This is a genomic window from Campylobacter sp. BCW_6467 (assembly GCF_001762855.1).
In the GTDB taxonomy this organism is placed as follows: Bacteria; Campylobacterota; Campylobacteria; order Campylobacterales; family Campylobacteraceae; genus Campylobacter_D; species Campylobacter_D jejuni.
Genome location: NZ_MJXP01000006.1, coordinates 1 through 12,204, shown reverse-complemented (window position 1 = coordinate 12,204; position 12,204 = coordinate 1). Strand labels below are relative to the sequence as shown.

The 12,204-nt window shown below is 30.9% G+C and carries 10 protein-coding genes; 8 read left to right on the top strand and 2 right to left on the bottom strand.

The window, feature by feature from the left end:
* Positions 1 to 4 precede the first annotated feature (4 nt).
* Both rplO and secY read left to right on the top strand, forming a co-directional pair.
* Complete coding sequence (gene rplO / locus AJ888_RS00180) at positions 5 to 397, top strand: 50S ribosomal protein L15 (protein WP_002860828.1); 393 nt, start codon at positions 5 to 7, stop codon at positions 395 to 397.
* Positions 397 to 1,662 carry a preprotein translocase subunit SecY gene (gene secY, locus AJ888_RS00175; protein ID WP_002860827.1) on the top strand — a complete coding sequence of 422 codons (1,266 nt, stop codon included), beginning with the start codon at positions 397 to 399 and terminating at the stop codon, positions 1,660 to 1,662. The genes rplO and secY overlap by 1 nt, the downstream gene beginning before the upstream one ends.
* A 27-nt stretch (positions 1,663 to 1,689) precedes the next feature.
* Here secY and AJ888_RS00170 read toward each other — a convergent pair whose 3' ends face one another.
* On the bottom strand, positions 1,690 to 2,961 hold the full coding sequence (locus AJ888_RS00170) for an MFS transporter (RefSeq protein WP_070296081.1): 1,272 nt from the start codon (positions 2,959 to 2,961) through the stop codon (positions 1,690 to 1,692).
* 174 nt (positions 2,962 to 3,135) lie between these two features.
* Between AJ888_RS00170 and topA the strand changes: the two genes are divergently transcribed.
* The 6 genes from topA to AJ888_RS00140 all read left to right on the top strand — a co-directional run bounded on the left by topA (position 3,136) and on the right by AJ888_RS00140 (position 10,266).
* On the top strand, positions 3,136 to 5,238 hold the full coding sequence (gene topA, locus AJ888_RS00165; protein ID WP_070209939.1) for a type I DNA topoisomerase: 2,103 nt from the start codon (positions 3,136 to 3,138) through the stop codon (positions 5,236 to 5,238).
* Position 5,239: 1 nt separating this feature from the next.
* Entirely contained in the window at positions 5,240 to 6,076 is an 837-nt protein-coding gene (locus AJ888_RS00160; protein WP_070210588.1) for a biotin synthase, read from the top strand.
* Positions 6,057 to 7,232, top strand: a complete 1,176-nt coding sequence (locus AJ888_RS00155) for a cation:proton antiporter (RefSeq protein WP_060816449.1) — start codon at positions 6,057 to 6,059, stop codon at positions 7,230 to 7,232. Before AJ888_RS00160 ends, AJ888_RS00155 begins: the two co-directional genes overlap by 20 nt.
* 114 nt (positions 7,233 to 7,346) lie before the next feature.
* Positions 7,347 to 8,615, top strand: a complete 1,269-nt coding sequence (locus AJ888_RS00150; RefSeq protein WP_070296080.1) for a citrate synthase — start codon at positions 7,347 to 7,349, stop codon at positions 8,613 to 8,615.
* A gap of 79 nt (positions 8,616 to 8,694) precedes the next feature.
* Positions 8,695 to 9,459, top strand: a complete 765-nt coding sequence (locus AJ888_RS00145) for a 3'(2'),5'-bisphosphate nucleotidase CysQ (protein ID WP_070278383.1) — start codon at positions 8,695 to 8,697, stop codon at positions 9,457 to 9,459.
* A gap of 39 nt (positions 9,460 to 9,498) precedes the next feature.
* Positions 9,499 to 10,266, top strand: coding sequence for a hypothetical protein (locus AJ888_RS00140; protein WP_074469934.1), 768 nt, complete (start codon positions 9,499 to 9,501; stop codon positions 10,264 to 10,266).
* Positions 10,267 to 10,269: 3 nt separating this feature from the next.
* Here the strand turns inward: AJ888_RS00140 and AJ888_RS00135 are convergent, their stop codons facing one another.
* Positions 10,270 to 12,024, bottom strand: coding sequence for a hypothetical protein (locus AJ888_RS00135; protein ID WP_002851245.1), 1,755 nt, complete (start codon positions 12,022 to 12,024; stop codon positions 10,270 to 10,272).
* Between the last annotated feature and the right edge of the window lie 180 nt (positions 12,025 to 12,204).

The following is a 12,204-nucleotide window of genomic DNA, read 5'->3' as shown; positions in this document are numbered from 1 at the left end:
GAAGATGAATTTAACAAAAGCAGCGGGTTCAACGCATAAAACTAAAAGAATTGGCCGTGGTCAAGGTTCTGGCATGGGTAAGACTGCTACTAAAGGGGGTAAAGGTCAAACTGCTAGAAAAGGTTATAATGAAAAAAGAGGTTTTGAAGGGGGTCAACAACCGCTTCAAAGAAGACTACCAAAAGTAGGTTTTACTTCTAAAATTCAAAAACCTTATGTGATCAATGTTGAAAAAATCACAGCTATAAAAGAGCTTAGTGAAATTACATTTGAGAGCGTTAAAAGTGTTCACAAAATTTCAAAATCTGTGAATAAAATCAAATTAATTGGTGCAAGTGCAAAAGACTTAGTATCAAAAATCAAAGACGAGAATATTAGCGTCACCGGATCAAAATAATGAATAGAGCATTGACGAATAAGATTTTAATCACCTTAGCATTTTTGTTTGCTTATAGGGTTCTGGCTTATGTGCCAGTTCCTGGCGTCAATGCTGATGTGATTGCGGAATTTTTTAATAACAATCAAAACAATGCTTTGGGTTTATTTAATGTTTTTAGTGGTGGAGCGGCTGAACGCTTTTCTATCATTTCTTTAGGTATTATGCCTTATATTACTGCTTCTATTATTATGGAGCTTCTTGCAGCAACTTTTCCAAATATTGGTAAGATGAAAAAAGAGCGTGATAGTATGCAAAAATATATGCAAATTATCCGTTATGCGACTATTGTGATTACTTTGGTTCAAAGTATAGGCGTTGCTATAGGTTTGCAAAGCTTACATGGTCGTGGTGGCGCAGGGGCTATAATGGTGGAAGATTTAAATATGTTTATCGCACTTTGTGCTATTTCTATGCTTGCAGGAACTATGCTTTTAATGTGGCTTGGCGAACAAATTACACAAAGAGGTATAGGAAATGGTATTTCTTTAATCATTTTTGCAGGTATTGTTTCAGGTATTCCAAGAGCGATTTCAGGAACTGTAGGACAAATTAATTCAGGTGAGATGAATTTCTTAACCGCTTTTGCAATTTTTGCTTTGATTTTAATCACTATAGGCGTGATTATTTATGTAGAACTTGGAGAAAGAAGAATTCCTATTTCTTATTCTCGTAAAGTTGTAATGCAAAATCAAAACAAACGCATTATGAATTATATTCCTATTAAACTCAATCTTAGTGGAGTTATTCCACCGATTTTTGCTAGTGCGATTTTGATGTTTCCAACAACGATTTTACAAACTAGTACAAATCCTTATCTACAAGCCATTAATGACTTTTTAAATCCAAATGGTTATTTGTTTCATGTTTTAACTTTCTTGTTTGTAATTTTCTTTGCTTATTTTTATGCTTCTATTGTATTTAACGCTAAAGACATAGCAGAAAATTTGAAAAAGCAAGGCGGTTTTATCCCTGGAATTCGTCCAGGTGAAGGAACTTCAAATTATCTTAATGAAGTGGCTTCTCGTTTAACTTTATCAGGTTCTATTTATTTAGGGCTTGTTGCAACCTTGCCTTGGGTTTTGGTGAAATTTATGGGTGTGCCTTTTCATTTTGGCGGTACTTCTGTACTTATTGTAGTTCAAGTAGCGCTTGATACAATGAGAAAAATTGAAGCTCAAATTTATATGAGTAAATACCAAACTTTAAGTGCAGTAGGTTTGTAATAAATAAAATTAGCAAGATTTTTCTTGCTAATTTATCCTAGGTTTTTGCTTTAAAAATAAAAACACAATGCACACTATAAAAATTACTATTGACCATATTAAAAAAGCATCTACAAGACCCATTTGCCTAACGATAGGTTGAGAGATAATAGGACTTAAAAATTGTCCTAAAAATATACAACTTGCTAAAATTCCATAAGCCCTAGCGCGAGCATTTTCGGGACAGATTGAAAAAAGATAAGCCGTATTATTTACAAGCATAATACCTCCGCCCATTCCAAGCAAAGCTAAGGCGATTAAAACTGTGAAAAAGCTATCTACTAAAAAAAGCAGTAAAAAAGAACAAGATACGATAAAAAGAGTTAAAACATAGATAGTTTTAATACTTAAGAATTTTATAATATATCTATAGCTTAGAGAGAAAAAACCATAACATAGTGCAGACACAGACATCGAAATACCTATATATTTAGGGTCCAATCTTAAATGTTCTTCTATATAGTAAGGAAGTTGAGTTGGCGAAATATAATAAACTACCATGATAAAAAAACCTATAAAATAGATAGGGAAAAATTGCCAATAATTTGTTTTTGCTTCTATTTTTGTATGATTATAGAATTTAAATTTTCTAGGTTCAAAAAGATAAATGATAGCCATTAAGGTAATTAAAATTCCAAGTCCATGCACCAAAAAAGGATAACGCCAAGAATAACTTGAAACAAATCCCGCAATAGAAATAAAAATAGCACCCCCTACCGCACAAAAAAATCCTTGAAGACTTAAAGCATTTTCTCTGCGATTAAAGCCACCGCGACTATAATAATCTCCAAGTAAAGCCGAAGCGCCTGTCATTATAAAAGCAGTTGCCATACCAAAAATAGCTCTTGAAGTCAGTATAGCATAAATATCATTTAAGAAAAAGCCACTTACTCCAGAAATAGTCCAAACCACCATAGCTGGAAGAATGAATTTTAATTTGCCAAATTTATCCATTAAAATACCAGCGAATGGAGATAAAATGACAACAAAAATAGCAGGAATGGTTAAAACTAAGCGAACAAGTATATCAAGATGAGCTAATGTGAAACTTGAAGCAAGAGTAGCACCACTTTGGGTTAAAAGTTCTTCAAAATGTCTGTTGATAGCAGGTAGAGCAGATGAAATGACTACACTTCCTAGCATAGTCATAGCGGCCATAGAAAACACAGCTGCTTTAAATCCGGATTTTTCGGTAATTTGAATTATTTTTTTATCCATTTTTGTATCATTTGGATGAAATTTATAAGTTTTGCCATTCATAATTTTGCCTTTTTTATTTTATTATACTCCAAAAATTATGATTTGTATTTAAAATTACTTAAAATTATATTTTATTTATTTTGTTATGATAGTTTTGTTTTTAAAATATATTTTATAAGTAGAATTTTAAATAATTTTAGCTAAATTCAGCTTTTTATTTAACAAGGGTGTAAAATGAAGAAAAATTTAATCATAGTAGAATCTCCTGCAAAAGCTAAAACCATAGGAAATTTTTTGGGAAAAGATTATGAAGTGATTGCTTCTAAAGGACATATTAGAGATTTACCTAAATCAAGCTTTGGGATTAAAATAGAAGATGATGAATTTATCCCTGAGTATAGAATCACAAGCGATCATAGCGCCTTAGTTAAAGAACTTAAAAGCAAAGCCAAAGATGCCAAAGAAGTCTATCTTGCAACGGATGAGGATAGAGAAGGAGAAGCCATAGCTTATCATATTGCAAAAGCTATAGGAAAAGATGAAAACACCTTGCCACGCATCGTTTTCCATGAAATTACTAAAAGTGCTATAGAAAATGCTTTAAAAAATCCAAGAAAATTAGATATGCACTCTGTAAATGCCCAACAAACTAGACGCCTTTTAGATCGCATTGTAGGATATAAACTCAGCCCCTTATTGGGGCAAAAAATTCAAAGAGGACTTAGCGCAGGGCGTGTTCAAAGTGCGGCTTTAAAGATCATAGTCGATCGTGAAAAAGAAATTCGTGCCTTTGTACCACTGGAATATTTTAGCATAGATATGATTTTTCAAAAAGATTTGGATGCAGAACTAGTTGAGTTTGACAAAGCTAAGATAGAAAAACTTACCATTATCAACAAAGATCGTGCCAAACTTGTACTGGAAGCTTGCAAAAATGAAGCTTATACTATAAGTGACATTGAAAGCAAAGAAAGAAAAATCGCTCCACCACCTCCTTTTATGACTTCAACTTTACAGCAAAGTGCTAGCAATCGCCTTGGTTTTAACCCTAAAAAAACCATGATGATAGCTCAAAAACTCTATGAAGGAGTAAATACTCACGAGGGCGTGATGGGGGTTATTACCTACATGAGAACTGATAGTTTAAATTTGGCCAAAGAAGCTATAGAAAATGCAAGAAAATTCATACAAGCAAATTTTGGCCAAGATTATCTTCCAAGCCAAGCAAATGTATATACTACAAAGGCTAAAGGTGCTCAAGAAGCTCATGAAGCTATACGCCCTACAAATTTAAGTTTTACTCCAGAAATTGCGGCCAAATTTTTAGACAAAGATGAGTTAAAACTTTACACACTTATTTACAATCGCTTTTTAGCCTGTCAGATGAATCCTGCTATCTCTCAAACTCAAAATGTATTTGTAAAAAATGATAGAGCAGTTTTTAAAATAAGCGGTAGAAAAATCCTTTTCGATGGATATTATAAAGTTTATGGTGATATGGATAAGGATAAAATTTTACCAAATTTTAAAATAGGTGAAAATTTAAAAATACAAAATTTAGAAATGAACTCACATTTTACCGAACCACCTTCAAGGTATTCAGAAGCAGGACTTGTAAAAAAACTTGAAAGTTTAGGCATAGGTCGCCCTTCTACTTATGCACCAACCATTTCTATACTTACAAGCCGTGATTATGTAAAAATAGACAAAAAACAACTTATTCCTAGTGAGGTTGCTTTTAATGTAACCGAAGTGCTTGAAAAAAATTTTAGCGATATAGTGGATAGTAAATTTACTTCAAATCTTGAAAATACCCTAGATGAAATCGCTGAAGATAAGGCAGATTGGCAAGAAACTTTAAAAGAATTTTACTATCCTTTTATGAGAAAAATCGAAGAAGGAAAAACAAAAATCGCCAGTCAAAAAACTGTTACAAAATTAGGTGAAAGTTGTCCTGATTGTGGTGGGGAACTTGCTATTAGAAAAGGGCGTTTTGGAGAATTTGTAGCGTGTTTAAATTTCCCAAAATGTAAGTATTCAAGAAATTTAAAAAGTGAAAGTAAAAATGAAAGCGAAAATACTGCCGCAAAAGCTAAAGCTAATGGTACAGGTATTACTTGTCCAAGTTGTCAAAAAGGTGAAATCGTAGAACGCTTTTCAAAACGCGGTAAATTTTATGGCTGTAGCGCTTATCCAAAATGCAATTTTATAAGTAAATACAAACCAAGCGAAGAAAAATGCGAAGAGTGTGGCGAAACTTTAGTGATAAAAGAGCTTAAAAAAGGTACATTCTTAGAATGTTTAAAGTGTAAAATTAAAAAAGAAATGAAGGATTAAAATGCAAATCATGCTTTGTGCTATTTCAAATATAGCGAGTGGAAATTGTTCAGAAGACTGTAAATACTGTACCCAAAGTGCCCATGTAAAAACAGATATTCAAAAATATCGTCGTAAAGAACTTTCACAAATCGTTTTAGAAGCAAAAATGGCAAAGAAAAATGAAGCCTTGGGTTTTTGTTTGGTTACAGCAGGACTTGGGATTGATGATGAAAAGCTTGAGTATGTTTGCGAAGCTGCTAAGGCTGTGCAAAAAGAAGTGCCTAACTTGCTTTTAATTGCCTGTAATGGCATGGCAAGCGTGGAGCAACTCAAAGAACTTAAAAAAGCAGGAATTTTTTCTTATAATCACAATCTTGAAACTTCTAAGGAATTTTTTCCACAAATTTGCACCACGCATACTTGGGAAAGTAGATTTCAAACCAATTTAAACGCTAAAGAAGCAGGGCTTATGCTTTGTTGTGGTGGAATCTATGGTATGGGTGAGAGTGAAGAAGATAGGCTAAGTTTTAGAAAATCTTTGCAAGAATTACAGCCTTTTTCAACGCCTATTAATTTTTTTATAGCAAATGAAAATTTAAAACTACAAGTTCCAAGACTTGGCGCTGATGAAGCTTTAAAAATCGTGCGTGATACCAAAGAGGCTTTACCGCAAAGCGTGGTAATGGTAGCAGGTGGGCGTGAAGTGGTATTACGAGAAAGACAATATGAAATTTTTCAAGCAGGTGCTGGGGCTATTGTTATAGGGGATTATTTAACCACTAAAGGTGAAGAACCAAGTCAAGATATAATAAAATTAAAAGAAATGGGATTTACTTTTGCATCAGAGTGTCATTGATCCGCAAGGTTTAATTGATCTAAAAATTCTTATTGTTATAGCTTTATGCTTACTTTTTTCTCCGCATATTGCAAAAATTTTACGCTTGCCTCTTTCGGCTACTGAAATTATTTTAGGGGCAATAATAGCGTATTTTGGTTTCATAGGAAAAAGTGAAAATTTTGCACTTTTAGCCAATGTAGGTTTTTATTATCTAATGTTTATAGCGGGCATGGAGGTAAATTTAAGAGCCTTTTTTAATATGGATAAAGAAGTTGTCAAAAAAAGTTTTTTTTATATTTTTTTACTTTACGCTTTATCTTCTTTTATAGTATGGATTTTTGGACTTTCTTTAGTATTTATTATCATTATACCTGTGATGAGTGTAGGGCTTTTATCTTTACTTTTTAAGGATTTTGGAAAAGAGTGTTATTGGCTAAATATTGCTATGATAGTAGCTACTTTAGCTGAGGTGATTTCTATTGTGCTTTTGACTATAGCGGGAGCTTTTTTGCGCGAAGGAACAGGTATTATTGATGTAGCGCAAAGTATTTTATATCTTAATATCTTTTTGGGACTTTGTTTGCTCGGATTTAAAATGCTTGGTGTGCTTTTTTGGTGGTATCCTCAGCTTAAAGTTGTGCTTATGCCATGGGAAGATAAAAATGAAAAAGATATAAGATTCTGTATGGCCATTTTTATACTGATTATTGTTGCTATGGTTATTACAAAACTTGAAATCGTTCTTGGCTCTTTTATAGCAGGTTCATTTATAGCTACTTTTTTTGATCATAAAAAAGATCTTGAGCACAAGCTTTCTACTTTTGGACACGGGTTTTTGATCCCTATTTTTTTTATCCATATAGGCTCAACCTTTGATCTTAAAATGATTTTAGATTATAAAATCGTTTTACAAGCATTTTTACTTATGTTTGTTATGGTGGGTTTAAGAATTTTATGTGCAAGTGTTTTTTTAAAAAGAATTGGTTTTAAAAATATGATTTTATTTGGTCTTAGTCATTCTATGCCTTTAACCTTGCTTATAGCAACAGCTACTCTGGGTTATTCGGGCAAGGTTATTGATGAGAAGCTTTATTCAGCACTTATTTTAACAGCGTTATTTGAGGCTATTATTGTTATGAGTATGATTAAATTTCTTTCTAATTCTAAAAAATGAAAGTTACTTTTTTACTCAAAAAAGCAAACAAAATCTTAAAAATTCAATAATAAAAAAACTCATAATCGTCCTTTTTTGTTAGAATTAATAAAAGTAACAATAAAAGGAGCGAAAATGTCAGATTCCGTTACTATAACCGATAATAGAAATGGAAAAAGCTATGAATTTCCTATATATGATGGTACAACTGGGCCAAGCGTTGTAGATATGTCAAGTTTTTATAAACAAACAGGAATGTTTTCTTATGATGAGGGCTTAACTTCTACAGCTACTTGTAAATCAAAAATCACTTATATTGATGGAGAAAACGGAATTTTAATGCACCGTGGCTATCCTATAGAGTGGCTTGCTGAAAACAAACTTTATTTAGATGTGGTTCATCTTTTACTTTATAAAGAATTACCTGATGCTACGCGTCTTGAAGCGTTTCGTTATGAAATGAAAAAGCGTTCTTTTATCCATGAAGGTATGCATCGTCTTTTTGATTCTTTCCCTGATAATGCTCATCCTATGGCAGTTTTACAAGGTGCTGTTTCATCGCTTAGTGCTTTTTATCCTGATCATTTAAATATGAACGTAAAAGAAGAATATATGGAAATGGCAGCTAGAATAGTAGCTAAAATCCCTACTATAGTCGCCACCGCTTATAGATATAAACATGGCTTTCCTATGGCTTATCCAAATTTAGATCGTGGTTTTACAGAAAATTTCTTATATATGTTAAGAACTTATCCTTACGATCATGTAGAGCTTAAACCTATAGAGGTAAAAGCACTTGATACAGTTTTTATGCTTCATGCAGATCATGAGCAAAATGCTTCAACTTCAACGGTTCGTGCTGTGGGTTCAACTCATGCTCATCCTTATGCCTGTATAGCAGCAGGTATTGGCGCACTTTGGGGTCATGCACATGGTGGAGCTAATGAAGGTGTTATTAGAATGCTTGAGCAAATAGGTAGTGTTGATAGGGTAGATGAATTCATCAAAAGGGCTAAGGATAAAAACGATCCTTTCCGTTTGATGGGCTTTGGGCATAGGGTTTATAAAAATTTTGATCCCAGAGCAAAAGTGCTTAAAAAACTTCGTGATCAACTTATTGATGAGTTGGGTATTGATACCAATCTTATTAAAGTAGCAACGCGTATAGAAGAGATTGCTTTAAGCGATGATTATTTTGTTCAAAGAGGGCTATATCCGAATGTTGATTTTCATAGCGGACTTATTTTAAAAGCCTTAGGTATTCCAAATGAAATGTTTGCTACTTTATTTGTTATAGGACGCACCCCAGGATGGATAGCTCAGTGGATAGAACAAAAAGAGCAAGAAAGTCTTAAAATAGTCCGTCCAAGACAACTTTATTTGGGTGAAACTAGTAAAATTTAATTAAAATTTTTTGTGGAAATTAAAAATTCCACAAAATCTTCTTGTATAATTTTAAAAATCTTATAGAAAGTTTATAATCATGCTTAATCTTGATAAATTTTTAGAAATTGCTATAAATGCTAGCAATCAAGCTTCTAAGGCTATTTTAGAAGAGAGAAAAAATTTCAAAACTTGGGAAAAAGAAGATAAAAGCCCGCTTACATCAGCAGATCTTGCTTCTAATAAAATTTTAAATGATATTTTAGGTTCTACGGATATTAAAATTTTATCAGAAGAAAAATTACTCAGCAAAGAAGAATGTGAAGAATTAAAAACTTTTTGGCTTATTGATCCTCTTGATGGAACAAGTGGTTTTTTAAAAGGCAGTGATGAATTTTGCGTTATGATAAGTTTGGTTCATGACAATCGCCCTGTTTTATCGCTTATACAAAATCCATCAAAAGGTGATATGTTCTATGCTCATGCAAAAACTAAGGTTTATAAAAACGATAAACCTTTGCAAATTGACCAGCAAGAATACGAGAAAAATAAATATAAAGCCTTATTGAGTGTTAATCATCTTAGCAAAGAAGATGAAGACTTTGCAAAAGAGCATCAATTAGAAGCTATTAATATAGGCTCTGGATTGAAATTTTGTGCTATTTTAGAGGCTAAGGCAGGAGTTTATAAAAGATTTGAAAAGCTTAATATTTGGGATATTGTAGCAGGAGATTTTTTGATTAATCAAAATGGAGGATTTATGGGAGATTTTTCTAAAAAATACATTTTATATAACCCTTTAGATTATAAATCCAGTCCTTTTATTTGTGTTTCATCTATGAATTTTTTACAAGATTTTTTATAAAATAAAGAGTATAATTTTATATTTAAATAGTTTATAAGGATGAAGATGAGGTATTGTTTCATTTTGTTTTTAAGTTTAGTTTTAAGTTCTAATCTTTTGGCAAATAATTTTTCTCAGAAAAAAGTTATTAAAATTGAAAAAAACGCAGATAGTTTTGAGCTAATAGATCTAAATCAAAATGTTACAAATCCAAATCTAAATCAACAAAAAGCATTGTTTGATAGTTCTACTTTGATTGAAAAAAAATCACAAATCACCAAAGATAAAGATATTGATTTTGCTATTGTATTAACTTTTAGGAAAAATTTCGGTTATTTTTTAGATGGTTTCAGGGTGAGTGATAAGGAGTTTTCTACATTATTTGCTAAAAATTTGATTCAAAGTTTAAAGCTTAATTGGGTTAATTCTGCTGCAAATGGTATTTATCAAAGTTCTAAAACTTTGTCACATTTTAGTCCTAAAGATGCAAAACTTATAAATGTAAGTCCTTTTTTAACACAAGAAAAAGACAAGGCTAAAATGTATGCTAAATTTACAGATTATGTTGTGGTGGTAAATTTGCAAGATTTTTATGTAAATATTACAAATTATTTTATCACAACGAGTAAGGAAGGTGTGGCTAGTATTAATTTTAAAATCATTTCTACAAGTAATGGAAAAATTCTTGCAGCAAAAAATGCAAAATTAAATTTGACATTAAAAGGTCAAGATGCAAAGCAAAATTATCAAGATATTATAAACCAAATGCCAAAAATGCTAGCTGATGTTATCAAAAACCAAATTTTCCACCTAAAGCTCTTAAACTAAGCTTTAATTTAAAATATCTTTAATCAGTTTTTGCAAATTCCTTTTTGTTTCTTCTTGTTCTTTTATGATAAAACATTTTGCTTTTGGCCAAAAATAACTTTTAGGATTTTCAAATTTTCCCCAACGCCAATCAAACCTAGGATGTAAAAGAACTATAGTAGGAATATCCATAGCTAAACTTAAATGCGCTATAGCACTATCAATACTAAGCATACAGTCAATATCATATAAATAATTTAGAGTATCATTCCAATTTTTTATAAGCTTGCTTCTATCTTCTATTACCTTAGGTAATTCTTCTTTTAATTGCATTTGAAAAGAAATGATTTCATAATCTAAGTCTTTTAATACATCAAATAAAAATTCAAATTTTACATTTCTTAATAAATCAGAATTTTCAGCATTAGGAGTAGCATAAAAAATACCAAGTTTTTTTCTTTGATTATGCGGTTTTTTCTGTGGCAATATAGGTGTTTTTAATCGTAAAATCTCATCAAGCTTAATATCAATAAAAAAAGGCAAAGAACAAATAGGAATAGCATAATCAAAATTTGTAGGTAGATTTTTTAAAACCTTTACATTTTTAAAAATATCATCATTTTGATTTAAAAATTTGATTTGATTTTTAAACATTTCATACATGGCACTTTGAGGAGCAAATAAAACCTTTGAAGCGATTTTGCAAAGTTTTTCTAAGCATCTTGCATACATTATAGTATCGCCAAAGCCTTGCTCGCAAAATACTAAAACTTCTTTATTTTTAAAAGCATCAACGCCAAATTTATTAAAAGCTTTTAGGCTTTCATTATAATGATAAGTAGAAAAAGTTTCATTATGAGCATAAAATAATCTGCTTTCATAATATTTCTTGCCCTCTTCAAAATTATCATCCACTCCCATACGCATCAAAAGATAAGCCAAATCAAATTGATAGGTTGCATGAGAATCCAAGCTAAGACATTTTTTATAAGCATGATAAGCTTCTTGATAGTTTGAGTTAAATTCTAATACCTTAGCATAGTTTTGCCAAAACTGTGCATGGTGTTGATTGGCTTCTTGTAGTGATTGAAAAAGTTCTAAAGAATCAGATATTCTAAAAAGCTTAAAAAGCAAGTATGCTTTTTGGGGTAAAATTTGATGAGTTAAAAAATCTTCTATTTTAGAAATGGTAAGATTTTCTTTGGTTTTACTGTGAAGCCTATCTTCGAGTTTGACTAAATTAAGATTGGTTTGTTCAGCAATGATTCCTTTTTGTAGTTTATCAATCAAATCTTGCATAAAATGACACAAGTGCTCATGTGCATTTAATGCCTTCGTAAAATCATGTTTAAAATAAATTTCTGCATAATTTTTCCATAGATTAAGATTATACATATCTTTAGAAAGTAATTCTTTGAAAATTTGTTCAGATTCTTCTAGTTTATTACTCAGTTTATAAATAAAAGCCAATTCTAACTTAAGTTCATCTTCTAAATCATCTTTGCGAGTTAAAAGTGTTTGTAATAAATTCAAGGCTTCATCAAGTCTTAAATTTTCAATATAGCTTTTAGCAAGCATAAGACCATTAAAACTTGTAGGATTTAAAGAAAAAAGCTCTTGAGCATAATATAAAGCTTTTTGAAAAAGAGAAAGTTTATAAGAAGAAAGCGTAGCAAATTCTAAAGCAAATTTTGGACTTTCTTTTAAAAATTGCTCACTCAAGTTTAAACATTTTTCATAATTAGCATTAAAATAATAATAATGAATTTTATCAAACATATTTTTCCTTGATAGTTACATTAAAATCTAATATTATCTTATAAGTTGCATAAAAAGATAATTATATTTTTATAAAATTAAATAATAAAACAAAAATAAAAAAATAAATACAATAAAAACATCCATCCTAATAATTTTAAAATTATCAGGATGAAATTTTAACAAGCTAGGAGAGTAAAC

What these genes read in the sequence shown, in the direction of transcription:
- rplO (WP_002860828.1), top strand. Translation starts at nt 5, where the DNA reads ATGAATTTAACAAAAGCAGCGGGTTCAACGCATAAAACTAAAAGAATT.
- secY (WP_002860827.1), top strand. Translation starts at nt 397, where the DNA reads ATGAATAGAGCATTGACGAATAAGATTTTAATCACCTTAGCATTTTTG.
- AJ888_RS00170 (WP_070296081.1), bottom strand. Translation starts at nt 2,961, where the DNA reads ATGAATGGCAAAACTTATAAATTTCATCCAAATGATACAAAAATGGAT.
- topA (WP_070209939.1), top strand. Translation starts at nt 3,136, where the DNA reads ATGAAGAAAAATTTAATCATAGTAGAATCTCCTGCAAAAGCTAAAACC.
- AJ888_RS00160 (WP_070210588.1), top strand. Translation starts at nt 5,240, where the DNA reads ATGCAAATCATGCTTTGTGCTATTTCAAATATAGCGAGTGGAAATTGT.
- AJ888_RS00150 (WP_070296080.1), top strand. Translation starts at nt 7,347, where the DNA reads ATGTCAGATTCCGTTACTATAACCGATAATAGAAATGGAAAAAGCTAT.
- AJ888_RS00145 (WP_070278383.1), top strand. Translation starts at nt 8,695, where the DNA reads ATGCTTAATCTTGATAAATTTTTAGAAATTGCTATAAATGCTAGCAAT.
- AJ888_RS00140 (WP_074469934.1), top strand. Translation starts at nt 9,499, where the DNA reads ATGAAGATGAGGTATTGTTTCATTTTGTTTTTAAGTTTAGTTTTAAGT.
- AJ888_RS00135 (WP_002851245.1), bottom strand. Translation starts at nt 12,024, where the DNA reads ATGTTTGATAAAATTCATTATTATTATTTTAATGCTAATTATGAAAAA.